The sequence below is a fragment of the Arthrobacter sp. SD76 genome, from assembly GCF_049726125.1.
GTDB lineage: Bacteria > Actinomycetota > Actinomycetes > Actinomycetales > Micrococcaceae > Arthrobacter > Arthrobacter nitrophenolicus.
The window spans coordinates 3,027,745-3,048,565 of sequence record NZ_JBNBLR010000001.1 but is presented as its reverse complement, the minus strand read 5'-3'; the positions used below and the strand labels follow the sequence as shown (position 1 = coordinate 3,048,565).

Below are 20,821 nucleotides of genomic sequence, written 5' to 3'. Positions count from 1 at the left end.
ATGTTTGCCTCCCGCGCCGGCGGGATCCTGAAAGTGATCCACAGAGTGCGGATCACATGGTTCAGGAGGCCATCATGTACGAGCCGTTTGTCTACTTGAGCACCTATACCGTGCGCGACGGGCACTTCGATGAAGCTCTTGAGGCTTGCCGCGGAGTGGCGCGCCTGGTGGAAAACCGGAAGCCCAGGATGCTCGTGTTCCAGTTCTTCGCCGATGAACCGGGCCGACAGATCACCTGCCTTCAGGTCCATGCCGATGCGGAGTCCATGACCAACCACATGGCCGTGATCAGCGAGCACCTGGCACGGTCCGGGTCCTGGCTCGAATCGTTCAGCAACGCAACGGTCCTGGGCCAGCCGCCGGCGGTCCTGTCGCAGTGGTACCGGGAGGCGGGCGAGGCCCTTGACCAGTTCCCGCGGCATGTGGCCGGGGTTCTCCGGGTCGGCTCGCCTGTTGGGTGAAGGGATGCCGCCGTCGTGATGTACGACGGCGGCCCTCGCCTTGGGTGCGGCGGCTACGCCTCCCGCTCCTCCCGCTGGAACGCCCGCACCGCCTCGCTGGTGGTGGGGTAGAAGTGTTCGGGGGAGAAGCGTGCGCCCATCCCGTACCGCAGCAGCCTGTCCTTGACCGGGCCCTTCATTTCCGCGAACACCAGGTCCACGCCGTGCCGTTCCAGCCACTCGTCCAGCTGGATCAGCTCGTCCAGGGCGGTGGTGTCGATGTTGGTGACCGGCTCGGCGGCCAGTACCACGCGTTCGGTGCCGGGCGGGGCCTCGTCCATTGCGTTGCGCACGAAGGACCCCAGCAGCGCGCCGTTGCCGAAGAACAGCGGTGCGTCGAAGCGCAGGATCAGCAGGCCGGGGACGCGCTCGCCGTCGGGGTGCCGGGTCACGTCATGGTAGCCGGGCATGCCGGGCACGTCCACCAGTTCGGCCCGGTAGGGGTCCCAGGCCCGCCGCAGGAAGTCCAGGATGGCCAGGCCGACGGCGACCACGATGCCCGGGAGGACGCCCAGGATGGCGACCCCCAGGAATGCCGCGAGCATCACCAGCGATTCGCTGCGGCTCATGCCGAGCAGCCGGCGCACCCCGGCGGGGTCGGCGATTCCCGCGGCTGCGGCGATGACGATGGCGGCCAAGGTGGTGGACGGAAGGAACTCGGTGACCCCGGGCGCCGCGAGCATGAAGCCGAGCACCAGGACGGCGCCCACAACGCCCGTGAGCTGGGATTTCGACCCCGACTCCACCGCCACCGGCGTGCGGGACGTGCTGGCCGAGACGGGGAAGCCGCCCAGCAGGCCGCTGGCCGCGTTCGCCGCGCCCAGGGCCGCCATCTCATGGTTGCCGGAGACCTTGCCGTTCCGGGCAGCGGCCAGGGACTGGGACAAGGTTCCGGTGTCAACGAAGACGATCAGGGCGATGCCCGCGGCGGCGGGCAGCAGCGCCAGCACGTCGGCCCAGCCGATCCCGCCGAGGGCCGGCGCCGGCAGCCCCTGCGGGAGGGCGCCGGTGACCTTGACGTCGTCGCGGAGCCCCAGCAGGGCCACGGCGAGGCAGGACACGACGACGGCGATCAGCACCCCGGGGACCTTCCACTTCAGCCACCGCGGCACCAGGATGAGCGCCAGGGAAGCCAGCCCCAGCAACAGCGCCGTCATGTTCGTTTCGCCGGCGAGCACCTTCGGCACCGCGGCGAAGAGCTTGTCCCAGGGCGATTCTCCTTCAACGGAGATTCCCAGGAGCGTGGGAACCTGGGAGGCCACCACCAGCAGGGCGATGCCGTTGAGGTAGCCCAGCCGGATGGGCTTGGACAGCAGGCCCGTGACGATGCCCAGCCGCAGCACCGAGCCGACCAGCATGATGGCCCCGATCAGGATAGCCAGCAGGCCCGCGAGCGCCACGGATCTCTGTTCGTCGGCCGCGGCCAAGGGCAGCAGGGCGGCAACGATCATGGGGGCGAGGGCCGAATCCGGGCCCAGCACCAGCACCCGCGAGGGCCCCACGGCAGCGTAGACAATCAGCGGAACGATGGTGGCGTAGAGGCCGGTGACCGGCGGGAGGCCGGCGGCCTGGGCGTAGGCCATGCCCGCGGGGACCAGGACCGCGAAGAGCGCGGCGCCTGCCACCAGGTCGTGCCGCAGCCACTCAGTTTTGTACCCGCGAAGGGACGGCGGGATCCACCAGGATCGGGACAGACCGGAACGGCGCATGTTCAGATCATGGCCCATCCTGCCCTGACCCGCCATCAGCCGCGGCGCGAAGGCGGCGATTTGGTGTACCGGCATATTGACTGCCCGCAGCCGGAGGAATACCTTCTCCGGTAACAGGGCCAGTTGCCCTGTTTCTACGCGATTAGGGGCCGGATCTGGGCCGCTCCTGCATGGCAACGGAGCCAGGTGAGGAGGATTCTGCGCGGACGCCATCCTGCTTCACACGTGCCCGGGCTCCGCGGGTACTTTCCGGACGGCTACAGAAACCGGGTTAGGGATCCAGGGAAGGAAAGACCATGCCGAAGTATCTGTTTGAGGCGACATACGTGGGCCAGGGCATCAAGGGGCTCATGCAGGAAGGCGGCACCAAGCGGCGCGATGCGCTGGTGGAGGCGCTGAAGTCTGTGGGAGGAACGCTGGAGTGCTTCTACTACGCATTCGGCTACTACGACGTCCTCGGCGTTTTTGAGGCGCCGGATGATGCAAGTGCTGCAGCACTGTCGCTGCTGATCAATTCGACGGGGAACGTCAACGTCCGACTGAAGCCGCTCCTGAGCGTGGAGGACATTGATGAAGCCGCGAAGAAGACGCCGTCCTACCGGGCGCCGGGGCAGTAGGGGAGTTTGGAACCTTGAGCGACAGGCCCACCGGGTGCGGCAGGGATTGCCACTAACAACGCACCTTTATAAGGCCCGGCGCAGAACAGGCTTCCCGTTGGTACAGATCAACGGCGGCCAGCCGGTTGAGGCCATCCGTCAATGGCAGCAGCCTGGCTGACAGCATGATTCACCTGAGACGGCTGCAGCTGCCCGCCAACCTCGCCATCGGCAAGCACACCGCCACCGACGTGTACAGTCGGACGTTTACCGAGGCCCTGCTCTTCCGGGGCGTCGGCTAGCGAGTACGCGTAGGACCGCTACTCAGCGGACAGAAATGCCCTGACCCGACTTTATGTGCCAGGGCATTCCTGTGTTCGCGACGAACGACGGCGGGAACGGGGCGGAGGTCAAGGAAGAACGAACCGCTGCTTATTCCGACGGTCCAGTAGCCGGAAGCAATTCGCAGGCCCTCACCTGTGACTTGATTAGCGGACTACGCCAAGATTATCTAAGAGGCGAATTCGTTATACACAATAGAAGCCTCTTCAAGGTACATTCGGATAAATTGCTATAGTTCCCGAGGATGTCCCATGAGAAAACGCTTCAACCCACCGCCAAATTGGCCCAAGCCACCAGCTAATTGGGAACCTCCTCCCGGTTGGGCGCCTGACCCTAGCTGGGGACCGGTGCCCGAGGGTTGGCAACTTTCGGTCGATGACCAACCAGGCACCGGAGGAACCACTGTAAGGCCACCAGATGCTCCTGCTTACGGTGTCATTCAGGGTGCTGTTCAGCCGAGGAAAAGAGGGCGGGCACGGTGGGTTGTGATTCCACTACTGCTTGTGCTCGTTCTCTTCGTAGGCTGCACAATAGTCCTGTCTATGGCCGGTTCTCAGTCTGGGGGGAGTCAGCTTTCTTCAAAGAACATTGACCCTGTGTCCCAGGAGCAGGTTGATTCTGCTGCTGAACTCACGGAGCGTGACCTAGCTATGATCGTAAAAAGCCCTGACGATCAGGCAGGAAAAACGGTGGTCATCTATGCGAATATCACCCAGTTTGATGCAGCTACGGGTAACTGTATCTTCCGCGCCAATGTCTCACATCAGAGGATGGAGAATTCCTGGGAATATGACGAGAATGCGATCTTTACCGGAGAAGGCGGGCGGGCCGGTTGCGCTGCCCTGAAGGAATTTGTTGATGAGGACCAAGTTAGGATTACGGCGACTTCTCTGGGGTCCATCAGCTATGACACGCAAATTGGCGGGAACACCACTGTTCCGGCGTTTCGAGTCGAAAAAATTGAAGCGCTAACTCCCTAGAAAAGCTTCCGGGTCATCTGGTTGATTGGCATGTCCCCGTGCTGCAGAGACGCGACGAGCCGTCTGGTCCGCTCCGAATGTTGGGAACCCCCTGGCAGTTTGGGGCTGGCCACGGGGAGCACAGAAGGTTCCGCTGCAAGTCGGGCAAGGAAGAGCCCTGGCACGAGATATGTGCCGGGGCTCTTCCTTGCTTCGGACGTTCAGTGATGTGGTGTTTGAACGCACCAGGGGATGCTGTTGCTTGATCGATCGATGACGAATGTCCCTGACCTGGTAGCGGTGTGAATACCCAAGCCGCTGCCGTCCTGGTTCGCACTGGACTGCCAAGCGCTCAACAATACAACCGACTTGTAGCCTCTTCCGCTGCCTGGATGCTTTCCCACCCACGTCGGCCCGCTGCAGCCGTCTCCGGATCCATGTGCATCCCCTTGTTTTGCAGAACGGCAACCAAGGTTGCGTTGATGATGTCTTCTCTGAGTTCGTTGAGCCAGGGACCTCGAATGACCGGCATGACGGGCACCCGAGCACGGACGGTCAGGAAGTGGCCACCCATCAGGGCGGCCACAACGCAAATAACACCGACGACCAGGAGCTTCAGCAGGTTGTCCTGGTCTGTAGCCAGAACAAATGCGGGTGGTGCGAATAGCGCTGCCATGAGCCCTAGACGGAGAGCCAGGACTTCCAAGGCACGACCTGAGGCTTTACGCCTTGCCATCATTCCGGCCAACCGTTTGTCCCGGATGGCTTGCGCTTTGAATCTCCATTCACGCTGGGACCCCAGATGGAGCTTGACGAGCGCACGGGCGGCGGCAAGTTCCTCCGGATTTTCGTTCCGCAGTGCCATCAAGGCTGGGTCCTGCGCGTCCGCCCAAGAGCTGCTCAGGCGGCGATCGATGGCAGCTGCCAAAGTGTCTAAGCCAAGCTGTGCTGCACCGATCGCCGCCTCTTCAACACGGGGAGCGACCGCTGTCGGCTGCTGATTTTGGCCAGGACCTGTGCGACGGCCGTAACGTGGTGTGCCGTCGGCGAGGTTGTAACCGTTGCTCATGAGTTTCCCTTGGTGACTATCTGGCCACCACTACTTGGTCACGTGAACCACAACCGCCTTATCAACGGCTTGTTCCGCTCCCGCGTTATCAATCCCCGTGACTGTCCAGTTACTAAGAAGCAAAACCGTCTTTCCGGTGTCGGAGTTGTAAATGACTTTCTTGAAGCCGAGCAGCGAGAGTTCATCGTCAAGTGCTTCAGCATTCATCCCCACGACATTGGCAGGGATAACCGCGGTTGCAGGGATGATCGCAGCCGCGGTGGGCGCAGCAGCGGCCACTGGCGCAACAGGTTCGGCTGTAACAGTTGCAGTCGCCGTAACTGTGGCTGTTGCCGTCACTGTCTGCGTAACAGTGTGCGTCACGGCGGGGGTTGCTTCAGTGGTTCCTCCGGCACAGCCCGACATTGTCAAACACAAAAAGGCTCCTGCAATTGCCGCTTTGTTAGTCTTCAATTTGTCCCCCCTGGGAAGTTCTTGCCTTGTTTTCCGGTCACCATTCGCGACTGAAGTCCGTATGGTGGATTTGTGCGCCGGCTGCGATGGTAGCCCTCAGCTCAGCTTGCGAGCATGCGGCGAGCCAGCCCAGGAGCGTATGCGCGTCGATGGCGACACTCCTGGAATTGAGCGGGATTCTTAGAGCCCGGTTGTGCTCACGCCGTACTCGGCCTGCTCCGGCGTGTATCCCTCGTAAAGCAGCTGATCGACGAGACCGGAGCGCGAGAACGAGGTGTATTCGAGGTACTGCTTTGCTGCTTTAGCTGCTTGCACATTCCAGTCGACGGTCACACGGTCAACGGCCCACGTTGCATCATCGAGCGAGTACTTCTCGTACTCCAGTTGTTCGATCAGGCCCGTGCGGGAGAACGCAGTGTAGTCGAGGTAGTCAGCGGCTGCCCGCAGGGCGTTCTGCTGGCTGAGAGTCCCCCTCTTGGCTGCGGCTTCAGCTTCCGCTGCAGCCTTAGCGGCTGCGTCTGCTTCCGCTTTGGCTTTTGCCGCCGCGTCCGCTTCAGCTTTGGCAGCTGCGTCGGCGTCAGCCTTCGCCTTGGCGGCAGCATCGGCCTCTGCTTTGGCTTTGGCTGAAGCTTCTGCCTCGGCGGCGGCAAGAGCGGGATCTTTAGTGGGCGTTGGTGTAGCCGTTGAAGTCGGACCAACAGCCGCTACCTTCGGCCCGGAACTCGTCGGCGCAGTTTCTGTTGTGGCGCCGGCCCGAGTCGAATTGATGATGATGCTCAGCAGGACGAAAGCGCCTGTGACGATCAGAGCCACCTTCTTGTGCTTGTCATAGCCTGTCAGCGGGAGGCCATTTTTGTCCCGCATCCTATTGCTGAGCACCAGGATCAGGTCAACCAGAGCCCAGATCCCCAAGCCGCCGAAGGTGACCAGTTTCAGGATGCCGGTCCCCACCTTGCCCAGATAGAACCGGTCCACCCCGAAGACGCCAAGGATCAGCGACAGCAGCCATGTTGTTAGAAATGACTTGCTGCTCGTCTGCGGCGGAGCGTAGCCGTATGTTGGCGGATAGGGAGCACTGTAGGGGTGCTGGCTCATGAGAGTCCTTTCATTGGACACCTGACCGACCTGCGTTACGAATGTGCAGGGTGGGTGCGGTGATGGACGCGCATGGTAGGAAATGCAGCATGCAGTGCGGACCGCAATTTCAGCCCATAAAAAAGCATCTTCGCTTCCCCCAATAGCGTTGTAAGTGCCCTCAATTATGTTTCGAAAAAAAACCAGTAACAAGCTACTTGACGGAAAGCTGGGGAAATCCTGATGGTCACTTGATCCTCTTTGCAGATTCCTGTGAGTATTAACAGGTCGGCCGCTGGCTCGCCGCCGCCATCCCGTCCGCCTGCGGCCTGTGGCTCAAAGGCGTGGGACACACGTTCCCATACCCCGACATGCACGAGGTGATGACCGCGATCACGAGCCACCTCGACGCCACCGAAGCCTGCGTCTCCGGAACGGCGCAACAGCCGGGGTCCGGGCCACATGGCAGCAAGTGATTCAATTCGTCCGCCTGCCGATTTCGACAGAAGGCTGAGATGATTGAACCGCACTGCCTCACCATCCGATCATCACCAACCCCGAAGACGTGGCCGGGGCGCCCGCTCCTGCCGATAGGAGCACATCGTGTCCAGACCCGGACTGCGAGCGGCGGCTGCGGTGGTCCTCGCACTCGTTGTATCGTCTTGCGCAGGCAGCACTTCGAGCGAGGCCCCGGAAGTTACCCCGGCTCCGAGTGCGAGCACTACGGCACCGGAGAGCCCGCAACCCCCGGAGAGCCCGCAACTCCCGCCGAGTCTGCCATCCAGCGCGCCGGAGCCGGGCACCATGATCACCACAGCCCCGAGCGACTTCGGCCAGATGCTCTTCGATGCCAAAAACCAGGCCATCTATATCTGGGAGATTGAGGAGAGCAGCACGCCGGAGTGTTACGACGACTGCGCTGAAGCATGGCCACCCGTGCTGACCGACGGAGCGCCGGCCGCCAGCGGTGAGGTCGACTCAGCGCTGCTGGGGACGACGGAGCGGCGGGACGGCACCACCCAGGTCACCTACAACGGGCATCCGCTCTACTTCTACGCGCACGAGGGGCCTGGCGAGGTGAAGTGCCACAACGTCTCAACTCACGGGGGGGCTCTGGTGGGTTATAGATCCGGACGGGTCCGGGCCCCGTAGCCGCAGTGAAGGCGCCGCCGCATGGCTTTGAGTCAGGCCGGGGTCTGGCTCTCCGGGAACGACTACCCCGCCACCGCAGCCTTCGCCGCCTGGGAGGCCGCCATCCACTCCGTTAGCCACGGCGCCCGAACGCTAGACGTGATCCGGCAGTCGGCCACGAACGTGCCTTTGGCTCCGGCATCGATCCAGTCCTGCAAAGCAGAAAGGTCGGACAAGGACCGGATGACCGCGGACTCGGCACCCAAAGCCCGGGCAACGCCGCTGAAGTCCACCTCCGGGATCAGCATCGGCTTCTTGGCCAGACCTTGCGAGCCGTACTGGTGGATCTCTGCCCCGTAGGCCGCGTCGTTGTAGATCACCACAATCGCGCTGCTGGCCGCGCCGATCAGCGACTCGAGGTCGGCCAGGCCCATCAGGAACCCGCCGTCGCCCGAGGCGAGCACCAGGGTGCGGCCGTCCTCCAGTGCACGGGCCGCCCCGACGGCGCTGGCGAGGCCCAGCCCGATGGACTGGAACGCGGTCCCCACCATCACCAGGTCCTGAGGCCGCGGGATGTTCCAGTACATGGGTGCCCAGCCGATGAAGTGCCCGCCGTCCTGGATAACCGTGCGGCGCTCCGGAAGCACGGCGTCCAGCGCGATGGCGAGTGCGCGCGGGTCCAGCCGTCCGTCCTCGGCCACCTCGGAACCGGGGTGGTGGGCCGGGCCTTCGGCGAGGCGGCGGCGGGCTTCCGCACGCCAGGCGGCACCCGAAGACGGGGCGTCCAGCAGCTCGAGCAGACGTCCCGTTGCCGCCTTCACGTCCGCGCTGGCGAACAGGTCCACCCGCGGGTTGGTCGGCTGCAGGGCGGTGTCGATCTGGATGACTGTGGCGTCCGGGCCGAGCAGGTGCCCGAACCGCAGGGTGAACGGGCTCAGGCTCGCCCCGGCCACCAGGACGACGTCGGCCTCGCCCATGAGCCCGGCCGCGGTGTCAGTGCCGAAACCGCCGGCGACGCCCAGGTACCCCTCGCCATTGAGGAGGTTGAGCGCCAAGGCGGTTCCGGCGGTCAGTGCGCCGAGCCGGTCGGCGAGTTCGCGGAGTTCCGGGCCGGCGCCGGCGAGGTGCGCGCCGCGGCCGGCGAGGATCAGCGGCCGCCGGGCCCCGGCGAGCAGGCGGGCCACCTGCCCAAGGCCGATGCCGCCGTCGTGCGTCGCCTGGGATGCGGACGGCGCCGGAAGGTCCTCGTCCCCGGCCTCGAGCGCGGCGAGGTCGTACGGGATGGCAAGCACGACGGCGGTGCGCCGGGTGAGTGCGTACTCCACCGCCTGCCGGGTAACGGCGCCGGCGGCGTCGCGGGTTACGGTGAAGGTGGCCGCGCCGAGGCCGGCGGCGATGGCGGCCTGGTCCACGTCCCAGGGCCGGGCGCCGCTGGTGGGGGCGTCGCCGGTGACCAGCACCACCGGGATCTGCGCCTGGACGGCCTCGGCCAGGGCGGTGAGCGCGTTGGTGTAGCCGGGGCCGTAGGTGGTGGTGCCCGCGGCGAGCCGTCCCGAGGCCCGGTAGTAGGCGTCGGCCGCGGCAATGGCGGCGCCCTCGTGCCGGACGGGGAGAAGCGCAGGCCCAGCTGCTCCGCGGCGTCCAGGAAGTAGGCGTTGCCGTTGCCCATGACGCCGAAGACGTCGCTGACATAGCTGCTGAGAACCTGGGCCACGCGGCCGGAGACGGTAAGTGAAGTCATGCAGGAATCGTGCGCGTCTGCTTTCGGATCGGCAACACCCACAAATTTTGCTGGGACTTCTGGCAGCAAAAGCAGGAAGAAGTGACAATCTGCCCACTTGTGGCCTGCATCACCTGCTATTACTCGGAAGGGCGGCCTTCCTGCTCGGACAGGCGGCTGATGAGCCCGTCGTACCGGGGCGGCATGAGTTCCATGACGGAGATGGCGGTGCTGGTCCGCTGGATCCCGTCGATCTCCAGGATCTGATTGGTGATGCGGTAGAGGTCGGCGGTGCCGCGGGCCACCACCTTGGCCATGAGGTCGGCGTCGCCGGTGGTGGCGTGCACCTCGATGACTTCCGGGATCGCTGCGAGGCCGCTTTCCACCGAGCCGAACCGCGTCTGGCTGATTTCCAGGGAGAGGAAGGCCATGAGCTCGTAGCCGAGCGCGGCGGGGTCCAGCCGCCGACTGAAGGAGCGGAGTGCGCCGCTGCGCTCCAGCCGCGCCAGCCGGGCATGGACGGTGTTGCGCGCGACGCCGAGTGTCCGGGAAAGTGCCAGGGCGCTGGCTTCGGGATCCTTGTCGAGGGCCAGGATGATCCTGCCGTCGAGCGAATCGAGGGTGCGCGGGTTCGTGATGGTCATATTTTCACCAGAGCTACTAGAAGTTGAGCAGAAGTCCCAAGCACAAAAGAGTATCTTGCTATGTGGGCCGGGTCACAACCATGATCGGTGACCATGACCCCTGAACAACTCCTAACCCGGCCGGACACCGCGCTGCCCACCCTTCGCGGCGCTGTGGCCGGGCTTCCGTCCTACGTCCCCGGCCGCCGGGGTGCCGGCGCGGACATCGCTGCCCTCGCCAGCAACGAAAGCCACTACGAGCCGCTGCCCGCAGCCATCACTGCGGTGGCCGCCGCGGCCGGCACCATGAACCGCTACCCGGACAGCGCCGCCGTCGAACTCCGCGAACGGCTCGCCCGGCATCTGGGCGTCAGCGCGGGGGAGGTCGCGGTGGGGCCCGGCAGCGTGGGCGTCCTCCAGCAGATCATCACCGGGCTGTGCGACGCCGGGGACGAGGTGGTCTTCGCGTGGCGCTCCTTCGAGGCGTACCCCATCCTGGTGGAGCTGGCCGGCGCCCGGCCTGTCCGCATCCCGCTTGACGAGGCGGAGGGCCACGACCTGGACGCGATGGCCGCGGCCGTCACGGACCGCACCAAGGTGATCCTGCTCTGCACCCCCAACAACCCCACCGGCGTGCCGATCGGCCATGACCGCGTCGAGGCCTTTCTGCAGGCCGTGCCGTCCAGGGTCCTGGTGGTGATCGACGAGGCCTACGTGGAATACGCCGATGCCGGCAGCGGCCCCGACTCCCTGGCGCTCTACCGCCGGTACCCGAACGTCTGCATCCTGCGCACCTTCTCCAAGGCCTACGGGCTCGCCGGCCTGCGCGTCGGGTATGCCATTACGACGGCGGCCATCGCCGAGGGCCTGCGCCGCACCGCCCTTCCCTTCGCCGTGAGCGCGCTCGCCCAGAAGGCCGCCGTCGCGTCGCTGGACGCGGGGGAGGAGATGGAAGCGCGGGTTTCCCTGGTGAAGCAGGAGCGCGCCCGGATGGCCGCGCAGCTGGAGACCCAGGGCTGGAAGCTGCAGCCGAGCCAGGGCAACTTCCTGTGGATCCGCGCCGACGAGGACCTCCGGGCACGGCTGGTGGACGCGTTCGACGCCGCCGGCATCCTGGTCCGCGCGTACCAGGGCGACGGCGTGCGGATCACCGTTGCCGACCCCGCCTCCAACGACCGCGTCCTCCGGCTCCTCGCAGCCCACGCGGCCTGACAACTGACTGACCCTAAATCCCCAACCCCGTTCCACCTACTAACTAGAGGAATCCCCATGGAACAACAGACAAAGACGTCTACCCGCGCCCTCGGCGCGGCCCTCAAGCCCAGGCAGCTCACCATGATGGGCCTGGGCAGCGCCATCGGCGCGGGCCTGTTCATCGGCTCCGGCGCCGGCATCCAGGCCGCCGGCCCGGCGGTGCTGATCTCCTACCTCGTGGCCGGCACCCTCATCATCCTGGTGATGTGGGCCCTCGGCGAGATGGCCGCCGCCAACCCGGACAGCGGCGCCTTCTCCGTCTACACCGCCAAGGCCTACGGGCCGGTGGCCGGCGCCACCGTCGGCTGGCTCTGGTGGCTGCAGCTGGTGGTGGTCATCGCTGCCGAGGCGCTCGGCGCGGCAGGCCTGCTGGCTACCATCTTCCCGGCGCTGCCGGTGTGGCTGATGGCCTTCGTGTTCATCGTGGTGCTCACGGCCGTGAACCTCACCAGCGTGAAGAACTTCGGCGAGTTCGAGTTCTGGTTCGCCCTGCTCAAGGTCGTTGCGATCGTCGGGTTCCTGCTGGTGGGCTTTGCGCTGCTGTTCGGCTTGGTGCCGGGCGTGCAGTCGCCGGGCCTGGCCAACTTTATGGGCGAGGGTTTCGCGCCGAGCGGTTTCGCCGGGATTGCGACGGCGCTGTTCGTGGTGGCGTTCGCGTTCGGCGGCACGGAGATTGTGTCCGTGGCGGCAGCCGAAACTGCCGAGCCGGCCCGCAGTGTGAAGAAGGCCGTCCGGACCGTGCTGTGGCGGATCCTCGTGTTCTACATCGGCGCCATCTTCGTGATCGCTGCCGTGGTTCCCGTGGGTTCGGAGGGGCTGAAGAGCCCGTTCGCGGCGGTGCTCGACGCCGCTGGCATGCCCGGCGCCGGTACCGCCATTACCCTGGTGGCCGTGGCGGCGCTGCTCTCCGCGCTCAACGCCAACCTCTACGGCGCTTCCCGGATGGCATTCTCCCTGGCCGAGCGCGGGGAGGCACCTCGTGTTCTGGCCTCCGTGTCCAAGGCCCGGGTTCCGGTGGTGGCGGTCCTGGCCAGCGTCGCGTTCGGCGTTGTCACGGTGGTCTTGGAGATGGCCTTCCCAGAGATGGTGCTGGGCGTCCTGCTCAACATCGTGGGTTCCACCTGCCTGCTGGTGTGGACGTCCGCGCTCCTGGCCCAGCTGGCGCTGCGCCTCCGCGCCGACCGCGAGGTGACGGAGCTTCCCCTGCGGATGCCCGGGTTCCCGTGGCTCACTGTGGTCGGTCTGGTTATCCTCGCCGCGATCTTCACGGTGGGCTTCATTGGCGAGGATTCCCGTCCGCAGCTCCTGAGTACGTTTGGGCTTGTAGCGGTTCTTGCAGTGGGGTGCTGGGTGAATCACCGTCGGCGGGGTACTGCGCCGGTTTCTGAATCTGCCGACGTTGCCAAGTCCCCGGTTCTCGTCGACTGAACAGGCATTAGTCCAGCTCGCAGCTTCGTTGCGCAAAAAGGGCGCGTCCTGCTTTGGCCGGGCGCGCCTCTTGCAACTAGTGATACGCTGCCTGCCCCAAATTTCTGCCTTCCCGGACCAGGTGCTGGGGCCAGCTCGCAGCCCTGATTTCCGTTCCGTGTTTCCCAGCTTGGAGGGCTCAGCAGCAATGGAGTGCCACGCTCGGAGAGCGCGGCGCGGCGTGTCCGCTTAGGTCCCTCTGGGTACCATCACCGTATGGGTGGAGCGAAGAGGGAATGGGAAGCGCGTATGGAACGCGGATGGTCGTATAGTGACGCGAGAATCTGTGCTGAGTGTGTAATCGACTACGCGCTGAAAGAAGCGGTAAGGGCACAGGAAACAGAGGGTGAGGGTCGCTGCTCCTCCTGTGAGCGTGAGCTTTCCGCTCCGTTCGATGCTCTTACGGATGCGTTCGTGGACGGTCTCAACTTCCTCTATGACGACGCCTTGAACTCTGTCTCATATGTATCGTCGGAGGGTGGCTTCGTAGGAGCAAAGACTTGGGACACTTGGGACCTTTTGGAAGACTACTATGACTGCTTCGACGACAACGTAAGCGACAAAATTATCGGGGAACTCAGGGCATGCATGGACCCCAAGGATTGGGTTGATCGTGACGACCCTGACTACGGACCACAAGTTCTACTTGACCAGGCGTGGCTGCAATTCTGTTCAGCAATCAAGCACGATACAAGATTTGTGTTCTGGCTCGAGTCCAGCCCGGAGGGCGCCGAGCAGCAGACACCTTGGGATATCAGTCCAGGAAGCGCCCTGCACCATGTGGGCAACATGATCAATGAACTCGGCTTATTCAAGGTCTACGAGCAGGGCCACGCCTTCTTTCGGGCCAGGACATTCGCCCCGGATAGCCAAGCACCGTCGGACGCGAAAGGTTTAGGAACGCCTCCCTCGCACATATCGCTTCAAGGCAATCGGATGAGCCCAGCTGGAATCCCAATGTTTTATGCCGGCGAGTCCGAGGATGTTGCGCTGGATGAAGTAAGCGTGAGGACTGAGAATCGTGCGGCGGCGGTGGGAAAGTTCGCCTCGAACAAAGGGTTTTCGGTGGTGGACCTGACGGCCATCCCTCCGATGCCTAGTCCTTTCGACCAGGACCGACGACACCAAATGTGGAAGATTTCCTTTCTGAAGTCGTTTGTCGAAAAGATCTCAGAGCCCATACAAAAGGGTCGCGACCAAGTGGACTATGTCCCCACGCAGGTGATGACCGAATACCTGCTCCGCATACATTGGGGGCGCGAGAAAGTCCACGGCATACGATATCCGTCTGCCGCCCACAAGGGCGGCCAGTGCGTCGTGTTGGATGTATCGAGCAGCGACTGCCTAACGCCTGAAGACCTGGAGGAGCCGAAGAGGCTCCAGATGAGGCTTCTGAACTGCGCCTTGTTTGAAGCAGACCTAGCCTGGAAGCCGAGAGCGAATGACGTCAGATCTTCCTGACTTGGAAGGCCGACAAGTGGACAACTCGGGCGCTGGCCTCGGGGCCGCATGAGTTAGGGCGTTACAGTCGACGCCCAGGAGCTAGGGCAGGGAGCTTCGGCATTATTGCGGTGACTCGTGGCCCGGCCCCCGGAACGCACAGTTGTACGCGTCTTCCGCGAGCCATGCTGAGCACGGCGTCCCTCATGCATCGAGTCTCTTGGTGCGGCGACACACGGGAGGCCCTTCGACAAGAACTCCGCCCTGAAAAGTGAGGGTCCTTTCGCACGAGGGGTGAACCGAGGGTGAGGAAGTTCGCGCGGGGGCATGTGCCTCGCCGCATAGAATTGCTTGGTGCAAAAAGGACTGGGCGGATACGTCTAGCAATTTCAACGCAAGTTAGTGGGGGTACAAGATGAAAGATGACGGGAAACAGGACGAAAGTGCTCCTATTTTGCCGCGATGGGGCTGGACAGGCTTAATCGGCATTCCGATACTTGCCGGCGCTTGGTTACTGAACGAGGCCGGGCAGGGTTGGTGGAACAACACCTTGACAAACGTAGGTGTCACCTCGTTGTTCATAATTCCAGCGGCCTTTATCGGTCACTCATTTTCTGACTGGAAGAAGAGTGTAAACAAGAGGACTGAGGCGGCAGAGACAAAGGCCCAAGAAGCTGTGACAGAAGCCCAGACCGCCTCTCGGGAATCCCGGGCGGCCAAAGCAGACGTCGAGATTCTGAATAATGCCTTCGCAGTCAACGACGTAAAGCTGTCCAACATAGAAACGATCCGTGACGAGCTGATGTCGGAGCAGGTCGCTGAAGCCGATAAGGAACACCGCTTCTACGCCGACCTTGCGGAGCGAGGCGACCGGTTGAGTTTGCTGCGGGTTCTCCGCCACGGTCAGGAGACAGGGCTGATTAGCGACCTTGGGTTGCGCTCACCTATTTGGGAAACTGGTCTTCATTACCGCTTCGAATTGGTCGACGACGGGTTCATGGTCAACATTGAGGATGCCGGTGGTAAGCACCTTGACGGGTACTACTGGGACGAAGGCGAGGACGCGGTTAGCTTCTACAAGCAGCTACTCAAAGCCGTCCAGAAGTTGGGGGCGTATCAGGGCGTCATGACGTTCGACCCGACGCGCAATATAGTAGCTATCTCTGAATCCCTGGAATACGCCTCGCGATTGCGGCACCAGAAGCTGCGCATGGGTGCCGAGAACGTCCACGACATCATCGAGTACGTGGATGGCTGGTACATCACTGAGGATGGGATGTTCCCCAAAGGGCGTGAGCACTACCTTATTGAGGCGCATCGACTTTGGTCTCTCGACTGGGAGGAACACATCATAGGTAAGCGGTGGGACAACGACGAAAGCAACATTGTCTCCGCGATTTCAGTGGCCCGAGCCCTTCACGCAGATAAGAAACCTGCCCAAGTTCCTGTTCTTCGTGAACATTAGGCCGTCCGCTCTATTAATCAGACGCGCGCAGGGCTAAGACATCAGCTGGAGGCCCGAGCTGCCCTACCTATCGGGCGACCCGGGACTCGTTGCTGTCCTCACGACCCGCCTAGTCTTCGACAACGTTTGGCGGTCACGCCGAGCGGGCCCTTTCGCAGTCTCGGGCGCAGGCGACGACGGCGCGGGAGAGAGCAGCGGCCGCGGCCGGGGTCGGCGGTGCCGGTGCCGACTCGGGGGCGGGCTTCACAACGTCCTTGCCCCTGGCTTCCGCCGCTGCCTCTACGCGGTAGAGCTTGGCAGCGAAACTGACGCGGCCCTCGACTTCTGGGTCGCGGATGAGGACGCGGCGGGTGGGCGCAGGCGCGCGGCGCTCGCGGGGGGTGCTCCAGCCTAGCGGGCAGGGCCCGGCGCAGGCTTGGGTTACTCGGCGTCAAACGCCGCGTAGGCCCGGTCCCTCACATGATTGCTGTGGGCGTAGCTGCCCAGGGCAGGCGAGGCGGTAAGGGAGCAGGGAGCGGGTATCCGGTGGTGTCTCGTGGAGCGCCAGAACGAAGAAACGGTCGGCGGCTGCGAGGGCTCGACAGGCCGCGGCGAAGCGGGCGTCGCGCCATTGGGTGCGGCGGGTAGGTCGTTGTCATGTGCCTTACTTCAGGGGGTAGTGGGCTTGCTGGACCGTGCGCAATAGTCCCCCTTGGACGGCAGCGAACTACTCAATTGCCGTTAAACATCACCCGTCCCCCCGCCGGCGAATGTTAGTGCGCTGTTGGTGGGCTGTAGAGTCCAATTGCACAAGGCAGATGGAAGGACGGCGATGGACGCCAATGGGGGAAAAGTAAACGCAGCAGTTCTGGTCGGAAATGGGCTTAGCGTAGCTGTAAATCCGAGGCTTAATTTGCGGACAATTACGCAGGAGTTGGTCGACCGAATCGGTGATGCAACCAGTGACGGTTCGGACGTGGTTGCGGCAATGAAGGAAATCGCTGAGCGCGCCCTTCCGGCGGGAGCGACCAGCGATGGTGATTTTGAAATACTCGTTGGTGCTTTTGGCGCTGAAAGCCGGACACTGTCCTATCTCCACGAACTTGCTTCGTTGGTTTCCCCTCAGGACGAGGACTTGAGGACAGCGATCAAACAGGTGAGCGAGTTCGCCGAGCAAGTACGTGATCAAGGCCTCAGTCATGTCTTGGAAGTGATCTTTGAAAGATCGCAGGGCTGGAGCGAAGGAACCCCGCAATTACACGATTTTGTTGAGTCGATAACCACAGCCTTCACAGGAAAGATCGCTTTTGGCAATCTCAACTACGACACCCTCCTACTGTCGGCACTGCTGGCGAAGCTCAAAAAAAAGCGAAATCGCCGACATGGGGCACGGATACAAGACGTGCACCATCACAGCCGATGACCGGGAGATGTCTGTGCCCGCGCTTCGAACCTCGACGTCTGACTTCCCCAATCGTCGAGTTCGACTCCTGCACCTGCATGGGTCATTAACGTATTGGTCGAACATGGAAAGAACCGTGTTCGCCAAAATCGATACGGCAAACCTCGCCTACTTTGATCAGTGGGGAGCGGTCAGGGAAGGAAGGACAGATGTGCGGCCTGTGGTGGTTCTTGCCAACCAACGCGACAAGTCTGCGCACGTAACGCAGTTCCCCTTCAATGTTGCATATGAAGCCTTCGAACAGGGGCTACAGGCATCATCTCATTGGTTGGTAGTTGGATACTCGTTTCGGGACATTTGCGTCAACGACATGCTGCGTAAGGAATTTTCCAACAGGACTGACAAGCCAACCGTCTTAGTTGTGACCTACGGGGATCAGCCCAGCGATCACGAGGTCGAGCGTGCGTTCGGATGGGGAGCAGAAGATGGGGATTCGTCACCGTGGCTCACCATCAACCGCGGCGGCGCGAACGACATGAAGGACTCCCTCGACTGGCAGAACTTTATACCTGCGTCCGTTCCTGCCGCTCCGTAGATCTCGCCCGGTCGCCACTGGAATGAAGTGTGGCCGCGCCGAGGCCGGCGGCGATGGCTGCCTGGTCCACGTCCCAGGGTCGGGCGCCGCTGGTGGGGGCGTCGCCGGTGACCAGCACGACGGGATCTGCGCCTGGACGGCCTCGGTGAGCGCTGTGAGGCGTTGGTGTAGCCGGGGCCGTAGGTGGTGGTGCCTGCGGCGAGCCGTCCCAAGGTGCGGTAGTAGGCGTCGGCCGCGGCGGTGGCGGCGCCCTCGTGCCGGACGGCGGTGAAGCGCAGGCCCTGCTGCTCCGCGGCGTCCAGGAAGTTAACGTTTCCGTTGCCCATGACGCCGCAGACGTCGCTGACATAGCTGCTGATAACCTGTGCCACGCGGCCGGAGACGGTAAGTGAAGTCATGCAGGAATCCTGCGGCCCGGTGTGGGGACCAGCAACACATGGAAGTGCGGCGGGACTTTTGGCAGCTAGAGAATAGGAGAATTTGCCAAAACGCACACTTGTGTTGCAGCTGCCCAACTTCGCTTAAGGAGCGATCTTTCGCAGCTGTTGCGAGCTGGATCAAGACAAGCGCAAGGATCGATCAAGTTCCACAAAGCATTTGTGGCCCGAAGGGGCTGGCCGGAATTGCAGAACTAAGCTCGACCTTATTATTTTTGTCCGGCTGAGGCATGGCCAGACGTACAGCTGCTTCCCCTGCAAAGCTTTTGTGAGGGACGACTTGCTTTCAGGGAGGGATAGGATAACCATCAACAAGGCAATTTCGCAGTGTAATTGGTGGCAATTAGGACGGAGGCGTCCTTATCGGTACTTACCACCTTTCGTCGTGGGTTCTTGGCGAACGCTCTACTAGGGAGCGTTGTGGGGCATAACGTTCATTTTAGTAGTCCCGAGATGCAGCAACAGAGTTCGAGGAAGCATCGCCGGGGTTTGGGGGGAAAATCCATGTCAACAACAGCTCATGGATGCGTTCAAGAGGAAGTTCTCATTCCTGAAATAAACGAGCAGCATGACAGCGCTGGTGAAAAGGATGACGAGCCCAAGTTTCTGGGCAGAACCGCCAGTCGGCGGAGGATCGAGTTTTAAATGGCAGTGGACGACTACGGTTTCTACTTCGAGCTGGCTGGCAGGGCAGGCTACCAAGGACCGAACGACCCGTCGGGGGAGTACTTCACTAATAAGGACCTTGAGCAGTCTCTGACGAGGGAAATCATTCAGAACTCTATGGATGCCCGCTCCGAGTCACAAGAGACGGTCATTGTCGAGTTCGATCTGCGGGAGATGAGGACCGATGAAATCCCCGGCATCGCTGGATTGCGCGTATCCGCCGCTCAAGCTTTGGAAGCGAGCCAAGACCTGCAGGGGAAGAAGTACTTGTCGGAGGCCCTTGGGGCAGCACGCCAGGAGATTGTCCCAGTGCTGCGTGTGGGGGACTCCGGCACCAAGGGGCTGACGGGAAGCGAGTCCAAGAACGACCCTCACCGCCCCTTGAGCACCTTGACTCGGAGCACCGGTGCTTCCTCCAACGATGGGGACCGCGGAGGGTCCTTCGGTATCGGTTCCGCCGTAGGACCTCTCGCATCGCGCATGCGGACAGTAGCTTACGTTTCCAAGCGGGAGGGTGATCCCGACGTCGTCTACGCGGCCATGAGCCGTCTTGCCAGTTTCGTGGACGGCGAAGGGGAGTGGCGACTGGGTACGGGTTATTTCACCCTGCTTAGCCGTGACGATGACTTCGAGTACCTGCGCAACCCTGAGCCTCTCGGCGACTTCCCCGTGCGGACCAAGGACGGCACGGACGTGTACATCTTCGATTACCGCGAGGCGGGCAGGTCCGCTGGCTTGGTAGACGTCAAGCGCGCCGCCGTTGAAAATTTCTTGGTGGCCATCCACCGCGGACGGCTCATCGTGAAGGGCCGCACTGAGAGCGGAAAATGGACCCTCGATCAGAACACCCTCGGACCCACCATCGACAGCGATGAGGAACTGGTCCGCACAACCCGACCCTTCTTCCGCGCAATAACCGAATCCTCTCCCATCATCAAGACGCTCAAGCACACCGGCGAATGTCAGCTCTTCGTGCACGTGGACGAAACACTGGAGAAGAAGCTCGGGACGCAGGTCATGCGAAAGCCTCTGATGAAAGTTCAACCTCTTCCCCATGCCATCCATGTTCCCTACGCCGCCGTGTTCATTTGCGAGGACGAGAAGGGCAACAAGCTCCTCCGCGACATCGAACCGCCCACGCACGACAAGTGGAACCACCAAGGGCCCCGGTCAAACAAGCCGGCGGTTGACGAGATCAAGCGTTTCATTAGGGAGGAACTCCAGCGCATCATCCCTCAGAAGCTGGGACAGACGGCCACCATCAAGGGACTCGCTAAGTTCCTGCCCATAGACCTCGGCACCTCAAGCGAGGGGGCCAATGGAAGTGGGCCGCGACGGTCGCAGCAGGCCGGGGTGGACAAGGAAACACCCGTTAGGTTGGGACGGCCTGAAAAATACGGCCCCTGGACTGGCGAACTCAGGGAGCCGTCAGCTTGCCCGTCGTCCGGCAAGGCAGCCCTGAAGGTGAGGATAGCGGGGCAGCGGGTGGGGCTCCCAGCCGCAATGATCCCACCGGGGGCGGCGGGACAGGTGGCGGTGCGACAGGTCCCGGCCAAGGCGGCAGCGGCGACGGAACCGTGCCGGCAACCGCCGGAGATGGCCGCAGTCGCATTCCGGCAAGGTCCGTGAAATTCAGGAGCTTCGTCGACGGACTCGACGGATATAGCACCATCGTCCTCACCGCCTTGGAGGACGTTACCGGTGACCTCGAATTGATGGCCATGGGTGCGGCGAACCGTGAAGACTTCAAAATCGCGATCGACGAGGCCGCGGCGAAGACCGACAACGGGTTGGTCCCGATATCAGCTCGGGAATCGGTATTGGAGGATATCGTCCTAGAAAAGGATGAGCAGCTGCGCATCCGGGTGAAGCTCGGACACGGCGCGCAGTACCGACTGGGGGTAAAGAATGGCTAGAACTAGGGGATCCTATCCTCATCC

At 62.8% G+C, this 20,821-nt stretch carries 17 protein-coding genes and 2 pseudogenes; 12 read left to right on the top strand and 7 right to left on the bottom strand.

From position 1 onward, the window contains the following. The first annotated feature begins 74 nt into the window (after positions 1-74). A complete protein-coding gene (locus tag ACPEE0_RS14730; RefSeq protein WP_424574751.1) occupies positions 75-461 on the top strand; it encodes a hypothetical protein in 387 nt (128 codons plus the stop codon). 53 nt (positions 462-514) lie between these two features. Here ACPEE0_RS14730 and ACPEE0_RS14725 read toward each other — a convergent pair whose 3' ends face one another. Beyond that, positions 515-2,284: a SulP family inorganic anion transporter gene (locus ACPEE0_RS14725; protein WP_424574750.1), complete on the bottom strand. Its 1,770-nt coding sequence runs from the start codon at positions 2,282-2,284 to the stop codon at positions 515-517. A 221-nt stretch (positions 2,285-2,505) separates the two neighbouring features. Here ACPEE0_RS14725 and ACPEE0_RS14720 point away from each other — a divergent pair, with 221 nt between their 5' ends. Both ACPEE0_RS14720 and ACPEE0_RS14715 read left to right on the top strand, forming a co-directional pair. Continuing rightward, positions 2,506-2,826, top strand: a complete 321-nt coding sequence (locus ACPEE0_RS14720; RefSeq protein WP_009358741.1) for a GYD domain-containing protein — start codon at positions 2,506-2,508, stop codon at positions 2,824-2,826. 917 nt (positions 2,827-3,743) lie between these two features. After that, the gene (locus ACPEE0_RS14715; protein ID WP_424574749.1) at positions 3,744-4,127 is read left to right on the top strand and encodes a hypothetical protein; all 384 of its coding nucleotides are present in this window, start codon (positions 3,744-3,746) and stop codon (positions 4,125-4,127) included. Positions 4,128-4,458: 331 nt separating this feature from the next. Here the strand turns inward: ACPEE0_RS14715 and ACPEE0_RS14710 are convergent, their stop codons facing one another. From ACPEE0_RS14710 to ACPEE0_RS14700, 3 genes are all read right to left on the bottom strand, one after another. After that, on the bottom strand, positions 4,459-5,175 hold the full coding sequence (locus ACPEE0_RS14710) for a hypothetical protein (RefSeq protein WP_009358739.1): 717 nt from the start codon (positions 5,173-5,175) through the stop codon (positions 4,459-4,461). A 30-nt stretch (positions 5,176-5,205) separates the two neighbouring features. Then, positions 5,206-5,628 (bottom strand): hypothetical protein, encoded by a 423-nt coding sequence (locus tag ACPEE0_RS14705; RefSeq protein WP_152419593.1) that lies wholly within the window; start codon positions 5,626-5,628, stop codon positions 5,206-5,208. 180 nt (positions 5,629-5,808) lie between these two features. Then, on the bottom strand, positions 5,809-6,723 hold the full coding sequence (locus tag ACPEE0_RS14700) for an Ltp family lipoprotein (protein ID WP_354176704.1): 915 nt from the start codon (positions 6,721-6,723) through the stop codon (positions 5,809-5,811). Between the two features lie 783 nt (positions 6,724-7,506). Between ACPEE0_RS14700 and ACPEE0_RS14695 the strand changes: the two genes are divergently transcribed. Next, positions 7,507-7,854, top strand: a complete 348-nt coding sequence (locus ACPEE0_RS14695; protein WP_424574748.1) for a hypothetical protein — start codon at positions 7,507-7,509, stop codon at positions 7,852-7,854. A gap of 62 nt (positions 7,855-7,916) precedes the next feature. Here ACPEE0_RS14695 and ACPEE0_RS14690 read toward each other — a convergent pair. Together ACPEE0_RS14690 and ACPEE0_RS14685 are read right to left on the bottom strand one after the other, a co-directional pair. Next, positions 7,917-9,574: pseudogene (locus ACPEE0_RS14690) on the bottom strand (thiamine pyrophosphate-binding protein). A gap of 119 nt (positions 9,575-9,693) precedes the next feature. After that, entirely contained in the window at positions 9,694-10,197 is a 504-nt protein-coding gene (locus ACPEE0_RS14685; RefSeq protein ID WP_009358735.1) for an Lrp/AsnC family transcriptional regulator, read from the bottom strand. A gap of 93 nt (positions 10,198-10,290) precedes the next feature. Here ACPEE0_RS14685 and hisC point away from each other — a divergent pair, with 93 nt between their 5' ends. The 6 genes from hisC to ACPEE0_RS14655 all read left to right on the top strand — a co-directional run bounded on the left by hisC (position 10,291) and on the right by ACPEE0_RS14655 (position 17,778). After that, on the top strand, positions 10,291-11,388 hold the full coding sequence (gene hisC, locus ACPEE0_RS14680) for a histidinol-phosphate transaminase (RefSeq protein WP_424574747.1): 1,098 nt from the start codon (positions 10,291-10,293) through the stop codon (positions 11,386-11,388). A 57-nt stretch (positions 11,389-11,445) separates the two neighbouring features. Further along, positions 11,446-12,858 carry an amino acid permease gene (locus ACPEE0_RS14675; RefSeq protein ID WP_424574746.1) on the top strand — a complete coding sequence of 471 codons (1,413 nt, stop codon included), beginning with the start codon at positions 11,446-11,448 and terminating at the stop codon, positions 12,856-12,858. Positions 12,859-13,113: 255 nt separating this feature from the next. Further along, positions 13,114-14,358, top strand: coding sequence for a HEPN-associated N-terminal domain-containing protein (locus tag ACPEE0_RS14670; RefSeq protein ID WP_424574745.1), 1,245 nt, complete (start codon positions 13,114-13,116; stop codon positions 14,356-14,358). A 394-nt stretch (positions 14,359-14,752) separates the two neighbouring features. Continuing rightward, positions 14,753-15,802, top strand: a complete 1,050-nt coding sequence (locus ACPEE0_RS14665; RefSeq protein ID WP_424574744.1) for a hypothetical protein — start codon at positions 14,753-14,755, stop codon at positions 15,800-15,802. A gap of 811 nt (positions 15,803-16,613) precedes the next feature. Further along, positions 16,614-17,204, top strand: a complete 591-nt coding sequence (locus ACPEE0_RS14660; protein ID WP_424574743.1) for a hypothetical protein — start codon at positions 16,614-16,616, stop codon at positions 17,202-17,204. Continuing rightward, complete coding sequence (locus tag ACPEE0_RS14655) at positions 17,164-17,778, top strand: SIR2 family protein (protein WP_424574742.1); 615 nt, start codon at positions 17,164-17,166, stop codon at positions 17,776-17,778. The genes ACPEE0_RS14660 and ACPEE0_RS14655 overlap by 41 nt, the downstream gene beginning before the upstream one ends. Here the strand turns inward: ACPEE0_RS14655 and ACPEE0_RS14650 are convergent. Beyond that, positions 17,765-18,176 (bottom strand): annotated as a pseudogene (locus ACPEE0_RS14650) (thiamine pyrophosphate-binding protein); the annotation flags it as partial. The gene ACPEE0_RS14655 and the pseudogene ACPEE0_RS14650 overlap by 14 nt on opposite strands. A gap of 684 nt (positions 18,177-18,860) precedes the next feature. On the opposite strand from ACPEE0_RS14650, the gene ACPEE0_RS14645 reads away from it, so the two are divergent. Both ACPEE0_RS14645 and ACPEE0_RS14640 read left to right on the top strand, forming a co-directional pair. Further along, positions 18,861-20,510 carry a hypothetical protein gene (locus tag ACPEE0_RS14645; protein WP_424574741.1) on the top strand — a complete coding sequence of 550 codons (1,650 nt, stop codon included), beginning with the start codon at positions 18,861-18,863 and terminating at the stop codon, positions 20,508-20,510. Then, positions 20,507-20,797 carry a hypothetical protein gene (locus tag ACPEE0_RS14640; protein ID WP_424574740.1) on the top strand — a complete coding sequence of 97 codons (291 nt, stop codon included), beginning with the start codon at positions 20,507-20,509 and terminating at the stop codon, positions 20,795-20,797. Before ACPEE0_RS14645 ends, ACPEE0_RS14640 begins: the two co-directional genes overlap by 4 nt. Positions 20,798-20,821: the final 24 nt, after the last annotated feature.